Consider the following 24165-nt stretch of genomic DNA (forward strand, 5'->3'; position numbering starts at 1 on the left):
ATTAAGGGCGTTGTACATCCAACAAGTATTGGTTGAGGATGTGACGGAGCTGTTCTTGACGTCCCGATTTATTTTGGATGTCGGTAAGCGTGAACGCGTGGGCCTCAAGTTTGTGGAAGTCGGTTTGACCGGAGACGATGTCTTTTCCGATTCCTTCTTTGTAGCTTGCGTAGCGATCTTGGATGATGTTTTCGAACACACGATCATCAATCAAGCGTTGAGCGACTTTCGCACCGACGGCGAAGCTGTCCATGCCTGCGATGTGGGCATAGAACAAGTCCTCAGGTTCGAATGAACCGCGGCGGACTTTTGCATCGAAGTTGAGCCCACCGCTTCCAAGCCCACCATTCAACAAGATCTCATACATGGCGAGCGTCGTTGAATACAGGTCGGTCGGGAATTCATCCGTATCCCAGCCGAGGAGCGGGTCACCTTGGTTCGCGTCGACGGATCCGAGCATCCCATTCACACGGGCGACGCGAAGCTCATGTTCGAACGTGTGTCCGGCGAGCGTCGCATGGTTGGCTTCGATGTTGAATTTGAAGCGGTCCGCCAAGTCATATTTCTGTAAGAAGGCGAGACCCGTCGCCACGTCGAAGTCGTATTGGTGTTTCGTCGGCTCTTTTGGTTTCGGTTCGATCAAGAACTGGGCATCAAAGCCGATCTCTTTGGCATAGCTATCGGCCATGTGGAAGAAGCGGGCCAAGTTATCAAGCTCAAGTCCCATATCGGTGTTGAGCAACGTTTCATACCCTTCACGACCTCCCCAGAACACATAGTTCTCGGCCCCGAGCTCTTTCCCGACTTCGAGTCCTTTTTTCACTTTAGCTGCTGCGTATGCGTACACATCTGCATTCGGCGCAGTCGCGGCTCCATGAATCCAGCGTGGATGTGAGAACATGTTCGCTGTGTTCCAAAGTAATTTTGTCTTACTTGTTTTCATATATTCTTTCATCATCGAGACGATGACGTCGATGTTTCGGTTTGTCTCAGCGAGCGTGCTTCCTTCAGGAGCGATATCGAAATCATGGAAGCAGAAGTAAGGCACGTTCAACTTGTCAAAGAACTCGAACGCCGCTTCGACGCGGGCTTTGGTGAGGTCCATTCCTGAAAGGCGGTCATACGGTCGGATCATCGTGGCCTTGCCGAACGGGTCGCTTCCATCGGCTGTGAACGTATGCCAGTACGAGACGGCGAAGCGGAGCAGTTCTTCCATCGACTTCCCACCAATTTTTTCTTCTGGATTGTAGTGTTTGAAGGCGAATGGATTGGTAGAAGAAGCTCCTTCAAATTTGATTTGTCCGACACCTTCATAGTATTCCTTTTTCGTTTGAGTTTGTGACATGCGAATCATCCTCCTCATTTCTGTAATCGTTTTCAGGAATAGAATACATCAAACTTTTTAGTTTGTCTATCGAACAAACTAAGTTTTTTGAATTATCTTTTTGAACTTTTCACCGTGATTTGGCTCACAGGTTAATCGTGAGTCAACTCGGGTACAAAGACAGAGACAAGGAGGGGATGACAATGGATATGAAGACATATCGATTTGAAGACGACGGTTCGATTCCGAACAATCCAAATTTTCCGGTGCTTTTATACCGAGGCGTGTTCGACGAGCCGGACGGCATGCAAGAGACGTTCGAACATAACGGCTGGGGGAACAGCTGGGTCAACGGGGTGTTCGATTACCACCACTACCACAGCAACACACATGAAGTGCTCGGCGTGAAATCGGGCCGGGCGACGGTTCAACTCGGGGGTGCGACCGGGGACCTCGTCTCGCTTCAAGCGGGGGACGTCTTGATTTTACCGGCCGGGACGGGACATCGCCGTCTCGAGGCGAGTGAAGATTTCGCCATCGTCGGTGCGTATCCGGAAGGACGCGACTACGACACGTTGACGGGGAAACCGGAAGAGCGACCGGACAGTGTGTTGCGCATCGAACGAGTCGACAAGCCGGCGACCGATCCAGTCTTCGGGACGACTGGACCATTACACGAACAATGGACGAAGGAGGAGATGGCATGAACCGCATTCCACATACATTAATTTTGGCGGCATTGAAACAACACGTGGCTGAACTGCCAGACGGGCGTGAGATGAGGGCCCTCGGGCAAGGCACATGGCGCATGGGAGAAGACGAATCGAAACGGGAAGCCGAGATCGAGGCACTCCGGACGGGACTCGACTGCGGGTTGCACGTCATCGATACGGCGGAGATGTACGGGGAAGGGAAATCGGAGTCGCTCGTCGGTGAAGCGATTCGAGACCGGCGAGAAGACGTGTTTCTCGTCTCGAAAGTGTATCCGCATAACGCCGGAGGCGACAAGCTCGTCCAAGCGTGTGACGCCACGCTCGAACGTCTTGGCACCGATTACCTCGACTTGTATCTGCTTCATTGGCGCGGGAACATCCCGCTCGAGGAGACCGTCGATGGGCTCGAGCAATTGAAGGCGGATGGCAAGATTCGGGCGTGGGGTGTCTCGAACTTCGACGTCGACGACATGAAAGAACTGCTCGCCTTGCCGAAGGGGAAACATTGCGGCGTCAACCAAGTGCTCTATCATCTCGGCAGCCGTGGTGTCGAGTACGACTTGTTGCCGTTCTTACAGGAACAGGGCATCCCGATGATGGCTTACGCCCCGCTCGCCGAAGGAAGCGACGTGAAGGCGGACATCTTCGAGAATGAAACGGTGAACCGGATCGCCGAGGCGTACAGTGCGACACCGGCCCAAATTTTGCTCGCGTGGACGGTGCGGAGTGGCAACGTCATCGCCATCCCGAAAGCAGGGCAGAAAGCCCACGTCGAAGAGAACGGCGCGGCGATGCTTCTCAACCTGAGCGAGGATGACTTCAATGCGCTCGACGAGGCGTTCCCGCCACCGAGTGGGAAAGAACCGTTAGATGTGATTTGAAGACCACAGGCGAGCTCACTGGCTCAACTGTTGTTGCGCATTCATCTGAATGTATTCCTAAGCAAGCACGAGAAAACCCACTCACACTGACGTGAGTGGGTTCGTTTTAGTTCGCTAACGGATGCTTCAACAGGTAGTCTTCAATCTGTCCAATCGTCTGTTTCAACACGCCGTCCTCAAACGGCGACTTGAGTCCGGCCAACTCGACGAGCTCGAGGAACGAGCGGCTGCCGCCGGCTTGGCAGAGCGTGAGGTAATCGCTCCACGCTGCTTCACGGTCTTCATGCATGCGCACCCAGAACTGGAAGGCACACACTTGCGCGAGCGTGTAGTCGATATAGTAGAACGGGCTTTGGAAGATGTGCCCTTGTTGGTGCCACCAAGCTCCTGACTCGAGATAACCGTTCGTCTCATAGTCACGGTGCGGGAGGTACACTTTTTCAAGGTCACGCCATGCCTGGCGACGCTCAGCGGCCGTCATTTCTGGGTTGCGGTAGACGACGTGCTGGAACTCATCGACGAGGACGCCGTATGGCAAGAATGTGATGCTTCCGGCCAAGTGATTGAACTTGTACTTGTCGACTTGGTCGCCGAAGAATAGCTCCATCCACGGCCAGCAGAAGAATTCCATCGACATCGAGTGAATCTCGCACGCCTCGTATGTCGGGAACGCGTATTCTGGCGTCGTCAAATGACGGCTCTCGTACACTTGGAAGGCGTGACCGACCTCATGTGTGAGCACGTCGATGTCGCCGGCCGTCCCGTTGAAGTTCGAGAAGATGAACGGGAGACCTTCTGACGGGAGGTACGTGCAGTACCCGCCACCGGACTTGCCCGGTTTCGCCGTAAGATCGAGAGCGCCGCGCTGTTGCATGAACTGGAAGAACTCGTCCGTCTCTTTCGAGAGTTCGCGGTACATCGTGTTCCCACCCTCGATGATAAACGCCTCGTCGCCTTTCGGTGTCGCGTTGCCGTCCGGGAAGACGAACGACTCGTCGTAGTACGTGAGCGTGTCGACACCGATCCGTTTCGCCTGCTTCTCTTTTAACGTCGTCGCGAGCGGGACGATGACGTCGCGCACTTGCTTGCGGAAGTTGTCGACGTTTGACTCGTCATAGCCGACACGTTGCATCCGGGCGTAACCGAGCTCAACGAACGACGGGAAGCCGAGCGTGTGAGCGATGTCGGTCCGGACGCGTACGAGTTCACCATAAATGCGGTCGAGTTCGTCGCCGTTGTCGGCGAGATATGTATAACGGGCCTCGGACGCCGCTTTTCGAACTGAACGGTCAGGAGATTGCAGATACGGGCCGAACTGGGACAAGTTGAGCGTCTTGCCGTCGAATTCGATTTGGGCCGCCGACATGACCTTCTGATAAGCGGTCGCCAATCGGTTCTCTTCTTGAAGTTTCGGGATGAGCGACTCTTCGAACGTCTTGAGGGCGCGCTCGGCAAGTTCGAACAACTGGCTGCCCCATTCCTGTTCGAGTTGGTTGCGAAGGTCGTGCTCGGTCAAGACCCGATAATACGCTTGCACTTCTTTCTCGTACACCGGCAAGGCATCGTCAAAAAACGTCTGCTCGGCCTCGTAGAACGCATCGCGCGTGTCGATCGAGTGGCGGATCGAGACGAGCTGACTTTGCGTCTCGAATTCGTTCCGTTCCTGGTTGATTTGGCGAATCAATTCGTTCGCCTCCTCGAGTGTGCTGGCTTGTTGCAATTCGACTGAATAGTCCGACAATCGGCTGTTTAGAGCCTCCAAATTGGGCCGTTCATATGACAATTTTGTGAAAGTCGTCATTGTAAGCGCCTCCATCGTGTGAAATTTTTATAAAGTGTAAAAAGGGCTTGCAAAAGCGGTTGCACACTCGTATTCTTACGATGTGTAAACGAATTCGCACTACCTTATTACAACTATACCGTTTCTAGGGTAGGGATTGAAGAGGAAGCTTTTCGGGTATAAAAGCTAAGACTTTGATTAACAGAACATGTTGGAGGGATTAAGCTATGGGATTCTTTAAAAAACTATTCGGTGGTAAAGAAGAACAACTTAACGCGGTTTCACCGCTTACAGGGAAGGTCATTGACATCACAAACGTTCCTGACCAAGTGTTCTCGCAAAAAATGATGGGTGACGGTATCGCCGTCGAACCGACAGATGGTAAAGTCGTTTCGCCGGTCAACGGTACAATCGCGACTGTCTTCCCGACAAAACACGCGATTGGGATCAACGCTGACAACGGTGCCGAGTACTTGATTCACATCGGTCTCGACACGGTCAACCTTAAAGGTGAAGGCTTCGAAACGCACGTGACAGAAGGTCAAGCGGTTAAAGCTGGCGACACGCTCGTCACATTCGACCTCGACTTCATCAAAGCGAACGCGCCGTCGACGATCACACCAGTGATCATCACGAACCACGACAGCTTTGGCGTCAACAAACTCGTTGCTGAAGGCGACACGGTCACAGCCGGTTCTTCAGAAGTCGTCGAATTGACGAAAAAATAAGTTGCACATTTTACTCGGAGGCATACGCTTCCGAGTATTTTTTTATGGATTCGGGAACTATACTAAGAAGAGAGGGGGAGAGACACATGGATGGAAAGAACGCACCGTATCGGGGGTATGGGGATCGGATTCGAATTTTACGTGAGCGGGCCGGCATCTCGGTCGAGGCACTCGCCGACCGCATCGGCGTCGCCCCGTACTTTATTCGCCGGACCGAGCTGAGTGAAGTCTACCCGACGATGCCTTACATAGAGGCGCTCGCCGAGGCGCTCAAGATCGACGCGAACTATTTGGCCCGCCATATTTGGACGGGTGAGTCGCTCAAAGTGCTCATGAAAGGAACGGTCCCGGAGCTCGAACAGATGAAGCTCGCCTACGATGAGGCGATGCACGGCAAGTCGACCGAGGACATGCAACGTCAGCTCGAGGCGCGCATGCGCATCTTCGACTTGATGCACGAGGAAGAACTCCGTCGCATCTTTGCCGAAGACGAGGAACCGACGTCACATCAAGCGCTCGAGGCGCTCGTCGATGCTGTGCTCGACCTAGGCCGCTCGCACGAACCGACGCAACGGATTGTTCCGTTCGCTCGCTATATCGAGCAGCTCGTACCGGACCAGTTCGTCGACAACTCGTTCCAATACACGGAGTTCGGGGTCATCGCTAAATCGTATAAATTGCAGTGACAGCCGTGGGAGACCACGGTTTTTGCATACAAAAACAGCCGCTCCGAGGAACGGCTGTTTTCTGTTAACGCGCCATGCGCGCGTCGTAGCGTACTTTCGGTCGTGTCCCGGCAAGTAGGAAGCCGAGCACGATATTGAGAATCGTGAGCACCCAACCGACGTAACCGAACGTGTAGGCGAGGCTCGCGAGCATCGTCTGCCAGTCGAGTAAGGACGCGGCGTCACCACGAACGCTGAAGCGGATCGCGGTGAATCCGATGAGCGTCGTCGCCGTGATCAAGATGCCGATCCACGCGCCGCCGAAACGGGACGTCTCCGGACGACGGCTGACCGGATACCAAAAAGCGAGCGTCCCGAGGAACGTGCTTCCTGCGTATGCGAGCAAGATTTGCCACAGCGCATCGGCGTCCAAGAAGACGGTATAACAGATGAACGTCGTGAGCGTCGTCATGAAAGTAAAGATTAAAGCTGCGAGTAATCGTGATCGCATAGTTCGTTTCCTCCTCATTTTGCACATTCTTTAGAGTATACGAAAACGAAAATGCTGTAAACGTTATTGTCGATTCTGTAATATTTGTCGCCATTGTTTAATCGCATTGTTGCCGTAGAACAAGACACCGCCGCGATAAAATTTCGAGCCGACCCACAAAATCACACCGATCGTGGCGATCATGATGCCAATCGATAACGCGACTTCCCACACAGGCACGTCGACGAGCATGACGCGAAGGAACATGAGCATCGGCGTGAAGAACGGCACGTACGACAGGATTGTGACGATCGGAGCCTCCGGATTGTTCAAGCCGAACATAGCGGCGAGGAACCCGGCGACGAGCAGCATGATAACTGGCATCGTCATCTGTTGCGACTCCTCGACCCGGCTGACGAGCGATCCGAGCACGGCGAACATGGCCGCATAGAGCAGGTAGCCGAGCGTGAAGAAAGTCAACAGATAGACGACGGCGCGGACGTTGCCGGCGTTGTCGATGACGGACTGGGCCATCTCGTTGCTACGAGCGCTGAAGTAACCGAAGCCGAGGAAGATGGCGATTTGGAGCAGGGCGAGCGTCCCGATAGCCGAGATTTTAGCGAGCATGTGCGTCACCGGATGTGTCGTCGAGATGATGAGCTCCATGACACGCGACGATTTCTCGGTCGTGACCTCGGTCGAAATCATCGACCCGTACGTGATGATTGAGATGTAGAGCAACATGAGCATGACATAGACGAAGGCGAACGACGAGAACAGCTCGTCCGAGTTTTCTCCGCCGCGGCCGAGATACGATTCCTCGACCGTCACGGGTTCATTCAACGCCGCGAGGACGGTTGGGTCGATGTTCGACGCCTCAATCAGCTCGGCGTTCCGGACTTCCCGCAGCGCCGTCTGTAGTACCGTCGTGAAATCCGGTTCCGGCCGTTCCGAGAGGACGCGGGCCGAGTCCTCTTCGATGAAGGCGACGATCTCATAGTCCCCGTTATCGAGCCCGGCACGTGCCTCGGACTCGCTGATGGACGCCGACTCGATATCTTCATAGCCGAGAGACTGCATGAGCGTCGTCAGTTCGTTATTGTCGGTGACGAGGATGGCTTGCGCCTGGTCAGTGTCCTCGAAGTTCGCGAGCAAGCGGTCGATGTTCGTAAAACCGAAGATGAACAGGATTGTCAACAGCGTCGAGATGAGGAACGCCTTCGAGCGCAGTTTCGAGCGTAACGTGAACGAGTAGAGTGGTCCGAAGTTATGAAACATGTTGGCCGACCTCCTTGATGAAGATGTCGTTTAATGAAACGGGCTGGCGCATGAACGTCTTGATGGCGGCCCCGTTCACCACGAGGGCACCGAGCACCGCGTCGCTGTCGTCGAACGAGTCGAGGCGGACGAAGTGGCCATCTTTATATGGCTCGACCGCCCGGACGACCGGGAGGGCTTGCAGCAGGTCCGGTCGATCGGTTTCAATGAACAGTACCGGCTCCTCATAGCGTGTCTTGATTGTAGGTACGTCGCCGCTGACGACGGCACGTCCACCTTTCAAGATGCCGATATGTTGGCACAACTCCTCGACGTGCTCCATCCGATGGCTCGAGAAGACGATTGTCGTCCCGGCGTCACGGAGGGCGAGCACTTCACGCTTTAAAATCTCGACGTTGACCGGGTCGAGTCCGCTGAACGGTTCATCGAGAATGAGCAGCTCCGGGTTGTGGAGCAGGGCGGCCACGAGTTGAATCTTTTGTTGGTTCCCTTTGGACAGTTGTTCGACGCGCATCGTTTCATACTGCGGGATTTCGAGCCGTTCGAGCCACGTCTTGACGGCTCGTTTCGCCTCGGCCTGCCGCATGCCTTTCAAGCTTGCTAAGAAGACGAGCTGGTCACGAACGGGTGACTTTGGATACAGGCCTCGTTCTTCCGGCAGATAGCCGACGATGCGATGGTCGACGTTGCGGCCATCCCACGTAATCGTTCCGGCACTCGGTTTGAGGATATCGAGAATCATGCGGAACGTCGTCGTCTTCCCGGCGCCGTTCGCCCCGAGCAGGCCGAACATCTCACCTTTCGGGACGTGGAAGCTCAAGTCATCGACGGCCGTGAAGTCGCCGAATTGTTTCGAGACACGATCGATTTGTAACGTCATAGAATGTACCTCCTTATAAGTGTCTACTATTAGCGTACGCCATGTTGAGCAAAAAGTTTCACATTTCTTCGAAAATGATTTATCTTGAAATCAAGATAATAATAAGGAGGACATGACATGACAAAGCAATCAGCGGGCATCCATCACATTTCAGCGATGGTGAAAGACCCACAACGCACCATCGATTTTTACGGGAATGTCCTCGGACTTCGATTCGTTAAACAGACGGTCAACTTCGACGACCCGGGCACATACCACCTCTATTTCGGGGACGAGCAAGGCTCACCAGGGACGGTCATCACGTTCTTCCCGATCCCAGGGATCGGCAAGGGCAGCGTCGGCAGCGGACAGGTCGGTGTCACGGCCTATCTCGTGCCAGCAGGCAGCCTCTTGTTCTGGGAGAAACGATTGAACGACCATGGCGTTGGAACGGTCGCGACCGAACGATTCGGTGAACCGTCACTCTTGTTTGAAGACCCGGACGGACTCGTCGTCGAGCTTGTCGCCCGGACCAGTACGAAACAGACAAGTTGGGTCGTGCCGGGCCTGACATCACGCGAGGCGATTGTTGGTTTTGCCGGGGCGACGCTGTTGTCGAAAGACCCGGAGGCGACGGTTCGCCTGTTGACGGGGCTGTTTGGCTTTGAGACGGTAGGGGAAGATTCAGAATGGATTCGCCTTGAGGCGACGGCCGACTACGGCAACGTCATCGACGTGAAAAAGACCATCCTGCCGAACGGGGTTCCTGGTTCGGGGACAGTCCATCATATCGCCTGGCGCATCAATGATGGGGAAGACTATGCCTCATGGCAAGACGCCATCTTCGAGCTCGGGCTACGCCCGACCGAAGTGAAAGAGCGTCACTATTTCCGCTCGGTCTACTTCCATGACGGCGGCCGGATTCTTCACGAACTGGCGACCGACGCTCCTGGCTTTTTGATCGATGAGAGCTTGGAGGGCCTCGGCTCGACACTCAAACTCCCGGCTTGGTTCGAACAAGACCGCGAGGCGATCACTCGCACGTTACCGACGATTACAATCCCGAGAGGAGACATGACATGATTCATCAATTCATCAAAGGCACGACCGAGACGACACTCGTTTTATTGCACGGAACAGGAGGGACAGAACAGGACTTGATTCCGCTCGCTCGAATCCTCGCCCCGGAGGCAAACATTTTGACGCTGCGCGGTGACGTCCTCGAGAACGGCATGTCCCGTTTCTTCCGCCGTCACGCGGAAGGCGTACTCGACCTCGAGGACTTGAAGAAACAGACGGAACGGTTCTTGACGTTCTTGGATGACGCCACGACAGAGTACGGCATCGACCGGGACAAGATGATTCCGCTCGGTTATTCGAACGGCGCCAACTTGATCGGCTCGGCGCTGTACCGACAAAACGCATTCCACGCGTCGCTCTTATTCCACCCGATGGTCCCGGACCGCTCGCTCACGCTGCCGGACCTCGCTGGTGCGAACGTGTTTATCTCGGCCGGAGAACGTGACCCGATTTGCCCGAAAACAGAAACAGAAGAGCTCACGTCGACGCTACGGGGTGCCGGAGCGGACGTCGAACTCTTCTATCACGGAGGTGGACACGAGCTGCGCATGGAAGAAGTCGAGGCAGCTCGGGCATGGCTAGAACCGTTCCTCGGTTAAGCCATCTTCTTCGGTTTCGGTGGTCTCGAATAGACGACGAGCACACCTCGATCAATCAAATAGGCGGCGAACAGACGTTTCGCCTCTTCAGAACGAACGGTTCGGTCGATTTGGATATACAATCGGCCGAGCTTTTTTTGTGACGTGCGGGTCAATAACCAGATGGAGTCAAGCGTGTACTGCCAACCGCGGAGCGTATCCGCGCCGATGTACATATACCGGTTCGATGTGCGCTCAAGCAGATAATTAAGCCACCAGACGTCCCGGGCGAGCTTCATGGCGACACCGATGAAGAACGAGATGAACACGAACGACAGGGCAGACAGAATCGGATGGATGGCGGTAAATCGTTCCCGGATGGGTTCGAAGGCGACGATGAGCAGTCCGACGGAAAAGGCGCCGGTGAACCACCAAAATCCGAAGTTAGAGAATGAACGTTTCGGGTCATGCACCATATGATGACGGTTACGGATGACGGAAGCCATTCTCCACACCTCCTTTTATTAGAATATTCTGATTATTTAGTAAGACTACTATACTATACTGTACCCACTCTCGTCTATTTGAATACGCGCGAAACGTGCTCTAGCTTGAAGATTTCTTGACGTTTCGGCTTGCAGAGGGCAAATCCGGGGAATGATGACAGTGAAGTCATCATTTTTTTGTGGAATCGTAATTTCATCAGCTCAAAAAATCGGCTATGATGGATGAGGCAAAAAAGAGAGAACATCAGAAAACTAATAAAGAACTAGAGGGAAAGACATGCGAAATCATTGGTACGATAATATTAAAGGCGTGCTCGTCTTGCTCGTCGTGTTCGGTCACTTGTTGACCGACGTACGCGGCGCGTATGATGACATCCTGCCGAAATGGGTCTATTTATTTTTATACACGTTCCACATGCCGTTGTTCATCATGTTGAGCGGTTACTTCTTCCGGGAGAACCGTTATTTGCGCGTCATCCAGTTGTTCGTCGTCTACGTCATCTGGCAAGTGATTCTCGGCTCGTGGTTCGCCTTCACCGAGGGCATCCCGCTCTTATCACTCGAGAACCCTGCACTGAACATCTTGACGCCGTATTGGGCGCTCTGGTATTTGATGGCGATTATCATCTGGTACGTCATCACCCCGTACGTGACACAATTGAAAGGATACGTGCTGTTCGCGCTCTTGTTCGCGCTCCTGTTCGGCTTCCAAGCTGAGTCGACCGGGTTCTTCGCGCTCCGGAAAGTCATCATGTTCTACCCGTTCTTCTTGATCGGGAACTGGATGAGCGAACGGAACACGTTGAACTTCTTTGAATTGCCGAAGCGGGCCGAGCAGCGCAACCGTTACCGGATTGGCGGTTTTGCCGTCTTCACGACGCTCACGCTCGGGCTACTCGCCTCGATGAGTTTCCAACAGGAGGGTACGTTCTATCATATCGGTAACTTGTTCAAATTCCGGTTCGCCTATGAGTCGGCGGTGCCGGAGGCGATTTGGAGCGGGCCGTTCGCTTTCTTGATCGTCTACACGGTGTCGATTCTTATGGCGATCAGCTTCGCCTTGATGATTCCAGGGCGTGAACTGCCGGTGTTCACCCGGGCCGGGAAGTATAGCCTCTACGTCTATTTGGTGCACGTCTTCCTCGTCGTCGCCTGGAAGGCGTTCATCCCAGCCGGTTTCATGCCGACGTCGTGGCTCCAATTGCTCGTCTTGTTCGGCGTCGCCTTCTTGATCGTCCTGGTCATTATCAGCCCGCCGGTCGTCAAGCTGTTGAAGCCGCTCGTCGAGATTGACGTTCGCCGTGCCCAAGATATGAAGGACGTGAAATCGTAAACCCTTTTCTAAATGGCGGTTTTCCGCTACACTTTAAGATGGGAAGCGAAACTAGAGTTAAGGAAGTGACACCATGCCATACGAAAATGGAATGCACAGCACTGAAGGAGACGTCAACGTCTCACGCCACGTCGTGGAAATGATCGCCGCTGTCGTGGTCAAAGAGACGAAATACGTGTCGTTCACACAAGAAGATACGAAATTGTCAGAGCGCGCGCTCATGAAGCACGTCAAAGTCGACGAGTCGTCAGAAGGCGTCACAATCAACTTGTCACTTTACATCGCGTACGGTCAATCGATCGTCAAGACGGTGACGGCCGTGCAAGAACGCATCACGCAAGACATGGACACGATGCTTGCCATGACACCGTTATCGGTGAACGTGAAAGTCGTCGGAATCCAATTATAAGTCGTGGGAGAAGCACCTGCTTCTCCTGCTTTTTTATTTTTTTGCGAAAGCGGTTGCATGATGATGGCTTTTTCATTTATAATAGAAATCGAACAAGTGCAACCGTTTGCATCAATGACCAATCGTGCAACGGGTACTTGTCAAGTTCCCTTAATGTAGTCTGACGACAGAAGCATTAGAAGGAAAGGCGGAAAGCATGTATGTCGACGATTGAAGCAGTCATTTTTGATTTGGACGGTGTCATCACTGACACCGCGGAGTACCATTACCTCGCTTGGAAACAACTTGGAGAAGAGCTCGATATTCCGTTTGACCGCGAGTTCAATGAGACGCTAAAAGGCGTGAGTCGGACGGACTCGCTCGAGCGCATCCTCGCGCTCGGTGGAAGACAGGACGATTTCACACCGGATGAAAAAGCGGAACTCGCACAGAAGAAGAACGAGCATTACGTTGAACTCATTCAACACATCTCTTCAGCCGACTTGTTGCCGGGCATCATTTCATTCCTCGATGAAATTAAAGAGGCTGGTCTCAAAATCGGAATGGCTTCGGCTTCTAAAAACGCATTCGCGGTCGTAGACGCACTTGGTGTCCGTCATTACTTCGATCACATTGTCGATGCAGCAACTGTCGCCGAATCAAAACCACATCCCGAAGTGTTTTTGAAGGCTGCCTCTGCCCTTGGCGTGAAACCCGAACATGCCATCGGCGTTGAAGACGCAGCTGCAGGCGTAACTGCAATCAAAGCGGCAAACATGTTTGCTGTCGCCGTCGGGGAAGAGTCGATGCTCGGTCATGCAGACCTCATCGTTTCTTCGACCGATGAACTCTCGCTCGCACGCATCCTCGAACGCGTCGGCGCGTAAAGACTACGATCATCTTCCGTGAGATGACGACTGCCCCGAACAGTCGTCATCTTTTTGTGTTGGTCCAAAAGACCTAAAATAGATAGAAATGCCTAAAAATAGATGACAAGTACATTACAAAACCGTTACACTTTTATATGGGAACAAGTAATAACTGGTAATAATTGATGAATTTGGGTGATGGGGAACATCAATTAGGTGTAGAGGAGGATTTGTGCATGGAATCTACAAACGTGAATGAAAATATTTATCGGGAACTGATGGAGATCGAAGAGTCGTATCGCCAGCTGCAACGCAGGGCCGAGTATTTGATTTCGGAACTGAACCGGAACAAGCGGGAAGAAGAATCGTTACTCGATCCGTCAAAACGAATGCGCCCACGTCGCGTCAATCAACGTTATCCGCTCGAGGTCTACGTCCATCAGGTAACAGACCTGTTGAAAGAACGGAAGACGATGAGCGTGCGGGACATCCAAATGGAGCTCGAATTGCGCTATCGGCATCACATTAGCAATATTTACCAATTGATGGTGAAAATCGAATCGGTCAATCCTGACATCAAAAAGATTGGCCGCGGCTTGTATACATACGAGGCCACGGATGAAGTGACGACGCATCCGGCCCACGCCTGAACGTGACCCGACGAGACGACCTCGTCGGGATTTTTTCGTTGTAACATTTCTGATACGTCTCGCCTCACGGGAAATATGCTATAATTCGCCAGAGTCTATTTTTTTATGAGAGAGGAACGTTGGCCCATGTTATGGATTGCCATGTTGGTCAGTTTTGTGATGGCCATCTTGATCACGCCGCTCGTTCGCCGATTTGCTTTTCTGATCGGAGCGGTCGATCACCCGAACGCCCGAAAAGTACATTTACGGACGATGCCACGGATCGGCGGCCTCGCCATCTTCATCGCTTTTTTCATCGGCTACGCCTTGTTGCTGCCGACGAGTCGATATAACGATGCCATCTTGATCGGGGCGGTCGTCATCATCTTGACCGGCTTCATCGACGACCGGTTCCAGTTGACGGCCCGCGTCAAGCTGATGGGGCAGATGATCGCGACGGTCATCGTCTTGAACGCCGGTATGCGCATCGAATTGATTAACCTCCCGTTCGACCAGCAGCTCTATCTCGGTTCATGGAGCATCCCGGTGACGGTGCTCTGGCTGATTGGGATCACGAACGCGATCAACTTGATCGATGGGCTCGACGGGCTCGCCGCAGGCGTCTCAAGCATCGCCCTCGGGACGATTTCCCTGCTCGCCATCATCCAAGGCAACGTCTATTTGACGATGATGGCCTTGTTGCTCCTGGCGAGCACGCTCGGTTTTCTCGTCCATAATTTCTATCCGGCGAAGATATTCATGGGAGACACCGGGGCGCTCTTCCTCGGTTATATGCTCGCCGTCTTCTCCTTGATCGGATTCAAGAACGTGACGCTGTTCTCGCTCGTCGTCCCGGTCCTCTTGCTCGGTCTGCCGATCTCGGACACGATTTTTGCGATCGTCCGTCGGCTCGTGCAAGGGCGTCCGCCGATGTCGCCTGATAAGTCGCATATGCATCACCAGTTAATCGATATGGGCTTCACGACGCGGCAAGCCGTCCTGCTCATGTATGGGATGACGTTCTTCTTCGGCATCGCCTCGATTCTGTTCGCGAAGACGACGATGCTCGGAGCCATCATCACGTTCGTCATCGTCCTGATCGTCATCGAGCTGATCGTCGAGTCGACCGAGTTGATTCACCCGAACTATAAGCCGATTATCCAGACGTCCCGGCGTCTGCTCGGACGACCGAAGACATGAAGCATCAACAAAAGCCCAAGGACATCGTGTCCTTGGGCTTTTGTTTGGTCAGTAGGTCGTCGTTTCGCTGAAACCGTCTTCTGTTTCATTCAAACCGTCGCCGGTCCCGTTGTCACGATCTTCCGCCGTGAGCGGGAGGCCGAGCTCGGTCTTCAAGAGCGAGCGCTTCTCACTCAAGTCGGCCGGGTCGAGCTCGTAATAGTAGACGCCGCCGAGCGTCAAGTCGCCGCCTGCGAGCGTCTCCTGGTTGAACGAGCGGAGCGACTTCGTATACGGCTGCAACTGGGACGCCTCGGAGAGGGACATGTTCGTTCGGATGTTATCGCCGACCGCATTCATAATCCGGTTTAGCTTCGTGAACGAATTGATCGTCGTCGCCTCATTGATGATGGCCTCGAGCACTTGCTGTTGACGCTTCGCCCGTCCGACGTCGCCTTCAGGGTCGTCTTTGCGCATGCGCGCGTAGGCGAGCGCTTCCTTGCCGTCTAGCGTCTGGACACCTGGTTCGAGTTCGACGTTGCCGGTCGCCCGCCCGGAAATTGGGACGAGCACATCGACCTCGACGCCGCCGACCGCATCAACGAGATCCTCGATGCCATCAAAGTTGATCGTCGCATAGTAGTCGATCGGGATGTCGAACAGTTTCTCGACCGTCGCGATCGTCGTGTCGATGCCACCGTAGGCGTAGGCATGGTTGATTTTGTCTTTGAACTCACCGTCAGTCGTGACGATATCGACGTACGAGTCGCGCGGGATGCTGACGAGCGTCACTTGGCGCGATTCCTTGTTGAACGTCGCCACCATGAGCGAGTCGGTCCGTCCTTCTTCGAGCGAGGCGCCGCCATCGACGCCGGCGAGTAAGACGGAGAAGTGATCTTTCGTCAAATCGACCGTCTCTTCTCGACGGTCCGACTTGTCCCCGCGTGTCAGCTCGCTGTTCGTGTTCTCCGCCGTCTCGTTCGCCTTAAAGACGAAGTAGCCGAAGGCCGACCCGCCAATCAACAGGACGAGGCCGAGCACGAGCAGGACGATTTTCCACACGGGGCGTTTCTTGCGGGAGTCTTGTTCCATGTCGTCTCCTCATTTCATTCGTTTCCTTTAGTATACGTGACCTACCGCACAAAATCACGTTCGATGATGCGCTGGTCCTGGGTCTCGAGTCCTCCTTGGCCGTTCGTCAAATCGACGAGCCAGGCGAGGGCGGCATCGGTCTCTTCGACCGGTACCGAGATGTGGAACGTGACGGTGTCCGCGTAGACGATGTCGTCGAGGAGGTACGACGATTGCCGCAGCTCGTTCTCGACCTTGCCAATCCAGCCGTAATCGACCGTGAGCGTCAAACGTTGCATCGTGATGCGTTCGACGATGCCGACCGCGTCGAGCCCTTCGCTCACCGTGCCGCCGTAAGCGCGGATGAGTCCGCCGCCGCCGAGCTTGATGCCGCCGAAGTAGCGGGTGACGACGACGACCGTATCCTTCAATTCGCGTTTACGGAGCACCTCGAGCATCGGCAACCCGGCCGTCCCGCTCGGTTCCCCGTCATCGTTCGCTTTTTGGAACTCGTTCCGTTCGCCGATGATATAGGCCGAACAGTTATGATTGGCATTCCAATGCGCCTTCTTGATGGCTTGGATGAACGCCTGCGCCTCCTCTTCGGACGTGACCCGTTTGAAGTGGGCGATAAATTTTGACTTTTGAATGACGACCTCGTATTCTCCGTCTTGTTTTATAGTATAATTTTGTTCAGCAGACATTTCTGAAAATTCTCCTTTCTATTTTTGAATATTTTTTTTAAAATTCAAGTAGGCGTCAACGCCAGTTGCGGCGAAAGGGAAGGAGAGCCTCCAAGTTTTACTGTAAACGAACGTTCCGCAGACGATAATAGGAATAGATGAGGACTTACTACCGAATTATTAGGGGATGGCATCGTGAATCATATTACCGATCGTACAGCTTTAGAACATATCATAACAAATATGATTGATACGGTGACGGAAAGTAAAGAGGAGATCGTCCGGATTACCGAGAGTTCGGCCAACGAATATTCGTTGATTCAGAACGAACTGAAAGAGTTGACGCAAAAGATTGAGTTTTACATCGAGGAGTCGGAACGGCTCGACCTGCTCGTGAAAGCGGCGAAGAACAAACTCGTCCAAGTGAGCAAGAAGTTTCATATACATAGCGAGCAAGAGATTCGGGAGGCATACGAACGCGCCAACCAAATGCAGCTCGAGCGTTTTCTCATCCAAAAAGAAGAGATGGCCGGCCAACAGCGTCGCAACGACCTTGAACGCCGCCTGCTCATTCTCGAGGACACGATTGAGCGGGCCGATAAGCTCGTCAGCCGCGTCTCCGTCGTGCTGAACTTCCTGCGGGACGACCTGCAACAAGAGTACTCGGACATGATGAAGAAGCAAGAGATGGCAATCAGCGTCTTTGAGGCGGCCGAACGTGAACGTCGTCACCTCGCCCGTGAAATGCACGACGGACCAGCGCAATCGCTTGCCCACATCTTGATTCGGGCCGACTTGATCGAGAAGACGTTCGACAAGCGGGGGAAAGACGAGGCGTTCGCCGAACTGCACGAGCTGAAACGCCTCATCCGCGGCGCGCTCGTCGACGTCCGGCGTCTCATCTACGACCTTCGTCCGATGTCGCTTGACGACCTCGGTTTCTTGCCGACGCTCGAACGGTATCTCCATCAGACTGAGGAATACACGGCCATCAAGACCCGGCTCAACTACCGGGGCTCGCGGGCCCGACTGCCTGAGAAATTGGAGATCAACGTGTTCCGGCTCGTCCAAGAGGCAGTCCAAAACGCGATCAAACATTCGAAGACGGCGGAGATTATCGTCAACGTCGAGCAAGCGCATGATGCGATACATATTCATGTACGCGACCATGGGGTCGGATTCGTGCCGAGTTCGATTGGCGAAGAGTCATTCGGGATCGTTGGGATGCGAGAACGGATCGAGCTTGTGAACGGAAGCATGACCATTGATTCGGAAGTCGGCAAAGGGACGGTCGTCCGCATGTCGATTCCGATCACGTAAGACAAGAACAAGGGGGAGTATCCAGATGGAACAATTACAAACACGCATCGCGATTGTGGATGACCATGAGCTGTTTCGAGAAGGCTTGAAACGGATTTTTGATTTAGAGGACGAGTTCACGGTCGTCGCCGAAGGACGGACCGGGACGGAGGCGATTCGCATCGCCGCGGAGCACAAGCCGGAAATCTTGATTCTCGATATCAACATGCCTGAACTGAACGGAATCGAGGCGACGAAACAGTTGTCGGTGCTGTCACCGGAGACGCGTGTCCTCATCTTGTCGATTCACGACGATGAGTCGTACATCACGCATGCACTCGAAGCCGGAGCATCTGGGTTCTTACTCAAAGAAGTCGCATCGACCGAGCTGATCTCGGCCGTGCGCTCGGTCGCGAAGGACGGGGCATACTTGCACCCGAAAGTGACGACGAACGTCTTGAAAGAGTACCGTCGCTTGCTCCAATTCAAAGGCGAACAGGCCGGCCGTAACGTCGAGAGCCGTACCGATGACCCGGTCTACCAATTACTCTCACGCCGTGAAGTTGAAGTGTTGCACTTGCTCGCCGAAGGCCGCTCGAACCGTGATATCAGCGACATGCTGTTCATCAGTGAGAAGACGGTCAAGAACCACGTCTCGTCGGTGCTCCGCAAGATGGAAGTGAACGACCGGACACAAGCCGTCGTCGACGCCATCCGTCGCGGATGGGTTGAGATTTGACCTCTTCCGATGCAATACATCGTTTTTATGCTACAATATGGAATGGAATCCACATTCAATTGGAAAATGAAACGATGTAAAGTGAGGATATAGCATGGGAAACATAGCCATTTTGACCGACAGTACCGCCTATTTGCCGGCCGAATTTTGTGAGCGCCACGACGTCCACGTCGCACCGCTCAGCGTGATTTTTGACGGGGAGTCATTCCGCGAAGCCGTCGATATCACGACCGAGGCTTTTTATGACCGGATCGAGGCAGGGAACTTGCCGACGACGTCCCAGCCGAGCATCGGAGAAACGATTGAACTGATTGAGCGTCTCCCGAACGAGGTGACGGACGTGATCGCAATCACGCTCTCGAGCGGCATCAGCGGGACGTATCAATCGATGATCGCCTTGAACGACATGGTCGACGTCAACGTTCACGCATTCGATTCGGAGATCTCATGTATGCCTCAAGCGTTCCTCGTCGAGGAAGCGATTCATTTACGCGATGCAGGCGCGTCGGCGCAAGAAATCATGGCTCACCTTGAAAAGATGCGCGAGTTGATTCGGGCGTACTTCGTCGTCGATGACCTCGACCACCTCCAACGAGGCGGCCGACTCAGCGCGGCGCAAGCGCTCGTCGGGTCGTTCCTTCAAATCAAACCGGTGCTTCATTTCCAAGACCGGATGATCGTCCCGTTCGAGAAGATTCGGACGTACAAGAAGGCGGTCCGTCGCATCGAAGAGATGATGGAACAGTCGATTCAAGGCGACGGGACAGGCTACTGTATCGGCATCATCCACGCCAACTGCCCGGAACGTCAGGCCGAGGAAATCGCCTCGATGAAACAGAAGTTTCCGCAGGCGCATGTCACGGGCGGTCATTTCGGACCGGTCATCGGGACACACCTTGGGCCAGGCGCAATCGGCATCACGTGGTATCGCCGCGAATGGTAAACAAAAGACGGCCATCTGGTCGTCTTTTTCGATAGAGAGGAGTGAGCCTGTGGCCAAATATCGTCAAATCTATGATCGTCTCGCCGAGCGGATGAAGACGGGCGAGTATGCGGCGGAATCGAAACTGCCGTCCGAGACCGAACTCATGCACGAGTACGAGGCGAGTCGAGGGACGGTCCGGAAAGCGCTCGATTTGCTCCAAGAGCACGGCTACGTCCGGAAGCATCACGGGAAAGGCGTGTTCGTGCTGCGGCGCGATCAAATCGAATTCCAGTTCAACGGCATCGTCAGTTTCTCCGAAGTGTACGCCAGCATGCTCGGTCGCTCGATTCAGACATCGGTCGCCTCGTTCGAGGACATCGAGGCGCCGGCGTGGCTCGCCGACCGGATGAATTTGACGCCGGGGACACGCATGTTCCGGATTGAACGGATCCGCAACTTCGATGGTGAGAACGTCATCTTAGACGTGAACTATTTCGTCAAAGACCTCGTGCCCGGCCTGACAGAAGAAATCGCCGCGCAATCGATTTACGCCTATGTCGAGCACGAGCTCGGGATGCAAATCAGTTACGCCAAACGGAAGATTGCGGCCGAGGACGTGACCGAGCTCGACCGGTTGCGGCTCGACCTGCACGATTATGAATACGTCATCGTCATCACGAACGACACGTTCCTCTATGAGGGCAGACAGTTCGAATATACCGAGTCCCGCCACCGGCTCGACAAGTTCCAGTTCAGCGATGTGGCGCGCCGGTAAGGCTCCTTTTTCGAAAGGAGTCTTTTTTTCGTTTTGAATCAAGGCAAGAGGGAACAAAAATACTGAACGCCTGTCACATAGTTGTCACACCTAACTTATATAGATAAGTTGTTGACATGACTTATCTATATAAGTTAAACTTTGTTTGTACTCATAAGTAACCGTTTTCAACAAACGTTTTCAAACAAAGGAGGCCTACAATATGAAGGCAGATTATCGTCAAATAGCCGCGGATATCCTTGAAGCCATCGGGGGCAAGGATAACGTCGACAAAGCGGCACACTGTGTCACGCGGCTCCGTCTTTCGTTGAAAGACCAGTCGCTCGTCAATGAAGCGAAAGTGAAAGAAGCCGATCTCGTCAAAGGCGCATTCGAAAACTCGGGTGTGTATCAGGTCGTCATCGGGGCCGGGGACGTCGAGCGTGTCTACGCCGAGTTCATCAAACTCGCTGGGCTTGAAGCGGCGACGGTCGCCGAGGTCAAATCGTCGGGCGGTAAGAAGATGAACCCGCTCCAGAAGCTCGTCAAAGTGTTCTCGGACGTGTTCATGCCGATCATCCCGGCCATCATCGTTGCCGGTCTATTGATGGGGATTAACAACTTGCTCGCCTCAGAAGGACTGTTCGTCGAAGGCGCGACGTTGATTGAGGAATATCCGAACCTGCAAGGGTTATGGGATCTCGTCAACATGATGGCGAATACGGCGTTCGTCTTCCTCCCGGCACTCGTCGGTTGGTCGGCGACGAAACGGTTCGGCGGCAGCGAAGTGCTCGGGATCGTCATGGGTCTCTTGCTCGTCCACCCAGACCTCTTGAACGCTTGGGGTTACGGACAAGCGGCGCTTGAAGGCGATGTTCCGACGTTCAACATTCTCGGCTTGTTCGAGATTGAGAAAGTCGGCTACCAAGGTCAGATTCTTCCGATTTTGGCCGCGGCCTTCATTTTGAGCCACATTGAGATCTTCTTGAAAAAACATGTACCGAACGCGATTCAATTGCTCGTCGTGCCGATTACGACGATCGTCATCACCGGTTTCCTCGCCCTCTCGATCGTCGGACCGCTCACACGCGGCCTCGGTAACGTGATCGCAACTGGAATCGTCAACGTGTTCGAAGCGGTACCGGTCGTCGGGGCACTCCTGTTCGGTCTGCTCTACGCACCGCTCGTCGTTACCGGGATGCACCACTTGTTCCTCGCCATCGACTTGCAGCTCATCGCGGAGACGAACGGGACGTTCCTCTGGCCGATGCTCGCTTTGTCGAACATCGCCCAAGGTGCAGCCGCACTCGCGATGTTCCTCGTGTTCAAACACGACGCCAAACAAAAGAGTATGGCTTCGACGTCATCGATCTCGGCATTCTTCGGGATTACCGAGCCGGCCATGTTCGGGGTGAACTTGCCGAACAAGTTCCCATTCTACTCGGCGATGATCGGGTCGGCCGTCGCGGCGGTGTTCATCACATTGAACGACGTCCAGGCGTTCGCTGTCGGGGTCGGGGGTCTTCCTGGATTCCTGTCAATCTTCACCGATAAGATTCTTATCTTCATCGTCGGGATGGTCATCGCCCTCGTCATTCCGTTCGTGTTGACGCTCGCCCTGTCGAAACGTTACATGAAAAAAGGCGAGATCGAGAAAAACAAAGTCGCATAAGAAGATTACTGACAAGGGGAGGGACGGAGGTTCTTCCCCTTTTCCTATCGAAATGAAAACTCTTACAAAAGGAGACTACATCTATGACACAACCAAACTGGCGCAAATCCGTCGTCTATCAAATCTATCCGAAAAGCTTCTATAGCCCGGAAGGCAATGCCACCGGCTCGATCAAAGGGGTGACGGCGAAGCTCGATTACTTGGCCGAGCTCGGCATCGAATACATTTGGATGACCCCGGTGTACAAGTCGCCGCAAAACGACAACGGCTATGACGTCAGCGACTATTACGCGATCGATCCATCATACGGGACGATGGACGATCTCGACGAGCTCGTCCGCGAGGCCGAGGCGCGTGGCATCGGGCTCATGATGGATATCGTCGTCAACCACTCCTCGACCGAGCATGAATGGTTCCAGAAGTCGCTCGCCGGGGACGAACGGTATCGCGACTACTACATCTGGCGCGACGAACCGACGAACTGGGAGTCGAAGTTCGGCGGCAACGCCTGGAAATATGACGAAGCGAGCGGTCAGTACTACCTTCACTTGTTCGACGTGACCCAGGCCGACTTGAACTGGGAGAACGAGCAGATGCGCGAGGACGTCTATGAGATGATGCGCTTCTGGCGCGACAAAGGCATCAAAGGGTTCCGCCTCGACGTCATCAACTTGATCTCGAAGCAGCAGGACTTTCCGCAAGACGACTCGGACGGCCGCAAATTCTATACGGACGGGCCGCGTATCCATGAATATTTGAAAGAGATGAACCGCGAGGTGTTCGACGGCCACGACGTCATCACGGTCGGCGAGATGTCATCGACGACGCTCGACCACTGCGTCCGCTACTCGAGCCCGGACGAGCGCGAGCTCAGCATGACGTTCAGCTTCCATCACTTGAAAGTCGACTATCCGAACGGCGAGAAGTTCGTCGCCGCCCCGTTCGACTTCATCCAACTGAAAGACATCATGTCGACGTGGCAGGAAGGGATGCACGGCAAGGGCTGGAACGCCATCTTCTGGTGCAACCATGACCAGCCGCGCGTCGTCAGCCGGTTCGGCAACGACACCGACCATCGCGTCGAGAGCGCGAAGATGCTCGCGACCGTGCTCCATGGCCTCCAAGGGACACCGTACATCTATCAAGGCGAGGAGATCGGCATGACGAACCCAGGCTTCGACTCGCTCGACGAGTATCGTGACATCGAGACGCTCAACGCCTATAACTTGAAACGCGAACAGGGCGTGTCGCACGAGGACATGATGGCCGCCATCAAACAGAAGTCGCGCGACAACTCGCGGACGCCGATGCAGTGGGACGCGACGCCGCACGCCGGCTTCACGAGCGGGACGCCGTGGATCAACGTGGCGCCGAACTATACCGATGTCAACGTCGAGACGGCGCTCGACGACCCGAACTCGGTGTTCTACCACTACAAGAACTTGATCTCGCTCCGCAAAGAGTTCGACGTGTTGACGGACGGGGACTATACGCTCCTCACACCGGACGCGCTCGACGTCTGGGCGTACACGCGGAAGACGGAAGACGAGGAAGTGCTCGTCGTCGCCAACTTCTACGGCCCTGAGACGACGTATGAGATCCCGGCAGGTTTCTCGCAGGCCGAGGTCGTCAGCCACAACTATGACGTGCCGCAGCTCGACGGGACGACGTTGTCGCTCCGGGCGTATGAGGCGATCATGTTCTACAAGCGGAACGCATAACGAGAAAAACTCGCCAGACGA

The 24165-nt window shown here is 54.2% G+C and carries 25 protein-coding genes; 17 read left to right on the forward strand and 8 right to left on the reverse strand.

What is annotated here, in order from left to right; translation table 11 throughout:
* Position 1: 1 nt before the first annotated feature.
* On the reverse strand, positions 2–1345 hold the full coding sequence (gene xylA, locus KNP67_RS06830; protein WP_214756304.1) for a xylose isomerase: 1344 nt from the start codon (positions 1343–1345) through the stop codon (positions 2–4).
* Positions 1346–1527: 182 nt separating this feature from the next.
* On the opposite strand from xylA, the gene KNP67_RS06835 reads away from it, so the two are divergent.
* Positions 1528–2031 (forward strand): cupin domain-containing protein, encoded by a 504-nt coding sequence (locus tag KNP67_RS06835; protein WP_214756305.1) that lies wholly within the window; start codon positions 1528–1530, stop codon positions 2029–2031.
* Positions 2028–2918 carry an aldo/keto reductase gene (locus tag KNP67_RS06840; RefSeq protein ID WP_214756306.1) on the forward strand — a complete coding sequence of 297 codons (891 nt, stop codon included), beginning with the start codon at positions 2028–2030 and terminating at the stop codon, positions 2916–2918. Before KNP67_RS06835 ends, KNP67_RS06840 begins: the two co-directional genes overlap by 4 nt.
* 106 nt (positions 2919–3024) lie before the next feature.
* Here the strand turns inward: KNP67_RS06840 and KNP67_RS06845 are convergent, their stop codons facing one another.
* Positions 3025–4719 carry a M3 family oligoendopeptidase gene (locus tag KNP67_RS06845; RefSeq protein ID WP_214756307.1) on the reverse strand — a complete coding sequence of 565 codons (1695 nt, stop codon included), beginning with the start codon at positions 4717–4719 and terminating at the stop codon, positions 3025–3027.
* Positions 4720–4925: 206 nt separating this feature from the next.
* Between KNP67_RS06845 and KNP67_RS06850 the strand changes: the two genes are divergently transcribed.
* Both KNP67_RS06850 and KNP67_RS06855 read left to right on the forward strand, forming a co-directional pair.
* Complete coding sequence (locus KNP67_RS06850; RefSeq protein ID WP_029594982.1) at positions 4926–5426, forward strand: PTS sugar transporter subunit IIA; 501 nt, start codon at positions 4926–4928, stop codon at positions 5424–5426.
* Between the two features lie 86 nt (positions 5427–5512).
* Positions 5513–6112, forward strand: coding sequence for a helix-turn-helix domain-containing protein (locus tag KNP67_RS06855; RefSeq protein WP_029594983.1), 600 nt, complete (start codon positions 5513–5515; stop codon positions 6110–6112).
* A gap of 64 nt (positions 6113–6176) precedes the next feature.
* Here the strand turns inward: KNP67_RS06855 and KNP67_RS06860 are convergent, their stop codons facing one another.
* The 3 genes from KNP67_RS06860 to KNP67_RS06870 all read right to left on the reverse strand — a co-directional run bounded on the left by KNP67_RS06860 (position 6177) and on the right by KNP67_RS06870 (position 8739).
* The gene (locus KNP67_RS06860; RefSeq protein WP_029594984.1) at positions 6177–6602 is read right to left on the reverse strand and encodes a hypothetical protein; all 426 of its coding nucleotides are present in this window, start codon (positions 6600–6602) and stop codon (positions 6177–6179) included.
* Between the two features lie 63 nt (positions 6603–6665).
* The gene (locus tag KNP67_RS06865; RefSeq protein ID WP_214714114.1) at positions 6666–7859 is read right to left on the reverse strand and encodes an ABC transporter permease; all 1194 of its coding nucleotides are present in this window, start codon (positions 7857–7859) and stop codon (positions 6666–6668) included.
* Positions 7849–8739 carry an ABC transporter ATP-binding protein gene (locus KNP67_RS06870; RefSeq protein WP_214714112.1) on the reverse strand — a complete coding sequence of 297 codons (891 nt, stop codon included), beginning with the start codon at positions 8737–8739 and terminating at the stop codon, positions 7849–7851. The genes KNP67_RS06865 and KNP67_RS06870 overlap by 11 nt, the downstream gene beginning before the upstream one ends.
* 117 nt (positions 8740–8856) lie before the next feature.
* Between KNP67_RS06870 and KNP67_RS06875 the strand changes: the two genes are divergently transcribed.
* A complete protein-coding gene (locus KNP67_RS06875; RefSeq protein ID WP_214756309.1) occupies positions 8857–9801 on the forward strand; it encodes a ring-cleaving dioxygenase in 945 nt (314 codons plus the stop codon).
* Positions 9798–10397 carry an alpha/beta hydrolase gene (locus tag KNP67_RS06880; RefSeq protein ID WP_021066533.1) on the forward strand — a complete coding sequence of 200 codons (600 nt, stop codon included), beginning with the start codon at positions 9798–9800 and terminating at the stop codon, positions 10395–10397. Before KNP67_RS06875 ends, KNP67_RS06880 begins: the two co-directional genes overlap by 4 nt.
* Here KNP67_RS06880 and KNP67_RS06885 read toward each other — a convergent pair.
* Positions 10394–10882: a hypothetical protein gene (locus tag KNP67_RS06885; protein WP_029594986.1), complete on the reverse strand. Its 489-nt coding sequence runs from the start codon at positions 10880–10882 to the stop codon at positions 10394–10396. The genes KNP67_RS06880 and KNP67_RS06885 overlap by 4 nt on opposite strands.
* Positions 10883–11159: 277 nt before the next feature.
* On the opposite strand from KNP67_RS06885, the gene KNP67_RS06890 reads away from it, so the two are divergent.
* From KNP67_RS06890 to KNP67_RS06910, 5 genes are all read left to right on the forward strand, one after another.
* Positions 11160–12215, forward strand: a complete 1056-nt coding sequence (locus KNP67_RS06890; protein ID WP_029594987.1) for an acyltransferase family protein — start codon at positions 11160–11162, stop codon at positions 12213–12215.
* Between the two features lie 73 nt (positions 12216–12288).
* Positions 12289–12624, forward strand: coding sequence for an Asp23/Gls24 family envelope stress response protein (locus KNP67_RS06895; protein WP_029594988.1), 336 nt, complete (start codon positions 12289–12291; stop codon positions 12622–12624).
* Positions 12625–12824: 200 nt separating this feature from the next.
* Positions 12825–13490, forward strand: a complete 666-nt coding sequence (gene pgmB, locus KNP67_RS06900) for a beta-phosphoglucomutase (protein WP_021066537.1) — start codon at positions 12825–12827, stop codon at positions 13488–13490.
* A gap of 218 nt (positions 13491–13708) precedes the next feature.
* Positions 13709–14122 (forward strand): Rok-like winged helix domain-containing protein, encoded by a 414-nt coding sequence (locus KNP67_RS06905; RefSeq protein WP_029594989.1) that lies wholly within the window; start codon positions 13709–13711, stop codon positions 14120–14122.
* A gap of 126 nt (positions 14123–14248) precedes the next feature.
* Entirely contained in the window at positions 14249–15301 is a 1053-nt protein-coding gene (locus KNP67_RS06910; RefSeq protein ID WP_214756310.1) for a glycosyltransferase family 4 protein, read from the forward strand.
* Positions 15302–15349: 48 nt separating this feature from the next.
* On the opposite strand, the gene KNP67_RS06915 is transcribed toward KNP67_RS06910, so the two are convergent.
* Together KNP67_RS06915 and KNP67_RS06920 are read right to left on the reverse strand one after the other, a co-directional pair.
* Positions 15350–16372 (reverse strand): LCP family protein, encoded by a 1023-nt coding sequence (locus KNP67_RS06915; RefSeq protein ID WP_214756311.1) that lies wholly within the window; start codon positions 16370–16372, stop codon positions 15350–15352.
* A 41-nt stretch (positions 16373–16413) separates the two neighbouring features.
* A complete protein-coding gene (locus tag KNP67_RS06920) occupies positions 16414–17055 on the reverse strand; it encodes a YigZ family protein (protein ID WP_214756312.1) in 642 nt (213 codons plus the stop codon).
* A 174-nt stretch (positions 17056–17229) separates the two neighbouring features.
* Between KNP67_RS06920 and KNP67_RS15560 the strand changes: the two genes are divergently transcribed.
* The 6 genes from KNP67_RS15560 to treC all read left to right on the forward strand — a co-directional run bounded on the left by KNP67_RS15560 (position 17230) and on the right by treC (position 24144).
* Positions 17230–18354 (forward strand): sensor histidine kinase, encoded by a 1125-nt coding sequence (locus tag KNP67_RS15560; RefSeq protein ID WP_201455031.1) that lies wholly within the window; start codon positions 17230–17232, stop codon positions 18352–18354.
* A gap of 25 nt (positions 18355–18379) precedes the next feature.
* Positions 18380–19072: a response regulator transcription factor gene (locus tag KNP67_RS06930; RefSeq protein WP_214756313.1), complete on the forward strand. Its 693-nt coding sequence runs from the start codon at positions 18380–18382 to the stop codon at positions 19070–19072.
* 94 nt (positions 19073–19166) lie between these two features.
* Positions 19167–20015 (forward strand): DegV family protein, encoded by an 849-nt coding sequence (locus tag KNP67_RS06935; RefSeq protein WP_058764224.1) that lies wholly within the window; start codon positions 19167–19169, stop codon positions 20013–20015.
* Positions 20016–20106: 91 nt separating this feature from the next.
* Positions 20107–20772 carry a trehalose operon repressor gene (gene treR / locus KNP67_RS06940; RefSeq protein ID WP_251130829.1) on the forward strand — a complete coding sequence of 222 codons (666 nt, stop codon included), beginning with the start codon at positions 20107–20109 and terminating at the stop codon, positions 20770–20772.
* 202 nt (positions 20773–20974) lie between these two features.
* Positions 20975–22423 (forward strand): PTS system trehalose-specific EIIBC component, encoded by a 1449-nt coding sequence (treP, locus tag KNP67_RS06945; RefSeq protein WP_214756316.1) that lies wholly within the window; start codon positions 20975–20977, stop codon positions 22421–22423.
* Positions 22424–22506: 83 nt separating this feature from the next.
* Complete coding sequence (gene treC / locus KNP67_RS06950; protein WP_214756318.1) at positions 22507–24144, forward strand: alpha,alpha-phosphotrehalase; 1638 nt, start codon at positions 22507–22509, stop codon at positions 24142–24144.
* Positions 24145–24165 lie beyond the last annotated feature (21 nt).

Origin of the sequence: Exiguobacterium sp. s157 (assembly GCF_018618205.1) — a bacterium.
Lineage (GTDB): Bacteria > Bacillota > Bacilli > Exiguobacteriales > Exiguobacteriaceae > Exiguobacterium > Exiguobacterium chiriqhucha.

Coding starts and splice junctions, on each gene's coding strand:
- KNP67_RS06870 (WP_214714112.1), bottom strand. CDS start 8,739: ATGACGTTACAAATCGATCGTGTCTCGAAACAATTCGGCGACTTCACG.
- KNP67_RS06840 (WP_214756306.1), top strand. CDS start 2,028: ATGAACCGCATTCCACATACATTAATTTTGGCGGCATTGAAACAACAC.
- treR (WP_251130829.1), top strand. CDS start 20,107: ATGAAGACGGGCGAGTATGCGGCGGAATCGAAACTGCCGTCCGAGACC.
- KNP67_RS06910 (WP_214756310.1), top strand. CDS start 14,249: ATGTTATGGATTGCCATGTTGGTCAGTTTTGTGATGGCCATCTTGATC.
- KNP67_RS06860 (WP_029594984.1), bottom strand. CDS start 6,602: ATGCGATCACGATTACTCGCAGCTTTAATCTTTACTTTCATGACGACG.
- KNP67_RS06935 (WP_058764224.1), top strand. CDS start 19,167: ATGGGAAACATAGCCATTTTGACCGACAGTACCGCCTATTTGCCGGCC.
- KNP67_RS06835 (WP_214756305.1), top strand. CDS start 1,528: ATGGATATGAAGACATATCGATTTGAAGACGACGGTTCGATTCCGAAC.
- treP (WP_214756316.1), top strand. CDS start 20,975: ATGAAGGCAGATTATCGTCAAATAGCCGCGGATATCCTTGAAGCCATC.
- treC (WP_214756318.1), top strand. CDS start 22,507: ATGACACAACCAAACTGGCGCAAATCCGTCGTCTATCAAATCTATCCG.
- KNP67_RS06895 (WP_029594988.1), top strand. CDS start 12,289: ATGCCATACGAAAATGGAATGCACAGCACTGAAGGAGACGTCAACGTC.
- KNP67_RS06905 (WP_029594989.1), top strand. CDS start 13,709: ATGGAATCTACAAACGTGAATGAAAATATTTATCGGGAACTGATGGAG.
- KNP67_RS06880 (WP_021066533.1), top strand. CDS start 9,798: ATGATTCATCAATTCATCAAAGGCACGACCGAGACGACACTCGTTTTA.
- xylA (WP_214756304.1), bottom strand. CDS start 1,345: ATGTCACAAACTCAAACGAAAAAGGAATACTATGAAGGTGTCGGACAA.
- KNP67_RS06875 (WP_214756309.1), top strand. CDS start 8,857: ATGACAAAGCAATCAGCGGGCATCCATCACATTTCAGCGATGGTGAAA.
- KNP67_RS06920 (WP_214756312.1), bottom strand. CDS start 17,055: ATGTCTGCTGAACAAAATTATACTATAAAACAAGACGGAGAATACGAG.
- KNP67_RS06930 (WP_214756313.1), top strand. CDS start 18,380: ATGGAACAATTACAAACACGCATCGCGATTGTGGATGACCATGAGCTG.
- KNP67_RS06865 (WP_214714114.1), bottom strand. CDS start 7,859: ATGTTTCATAACTTCGGACCACTCTACTCGTTCACGTTACGCTCGAAA.
- KNP67_RS06915 (WP_214756311.1), bottom strand. CDS start 16,372: ATGGAACAAGACTCCCGCAAGAAACGCCCCGTGTGGAAAATCGTCCTG.
- KNP67_RS06855 (WP_029594983.1), top strand. CDS start 5,513: ATGGATGGAAAGAACGCACCGTATCGGGGGTATGGGGATCGGATTCGA.
- KNP67_RS06890 (WP_029594987.1), top strand. CDS start 11,160: ATGCGAAATCATTGGTACGATAATATTAAAGGCGTGCTCGTCTTGCTC.
- pgmB (WP_021066537.1), top strand. CDS start 12,825: ATGTCGACGATTGAAGCAGTCATTTTTGATTTGGACGGTGTCATCACT.
- KNP67_RS06885 (WP_029594986.1), bottom strand. CDS start 10,882: ATGGCTTCCGTCATCCGTAACCGTCATCATATGGTGCATGACCCGAAA.
- KNP67_RS06845 (WP_214756307.1), bottom strand. CDS start 4,719: ATGACGACTTTCACAAAATTGTCATATGAACGGCCCAATTTGGAGGCT.
- KNP67_RS06850 (WP_029594982.1), top strand. CDS start 4,926: ATGGGATTCTTTAAAAAACTATTCGGTGGTAAAGAAGAACAACTTAAC.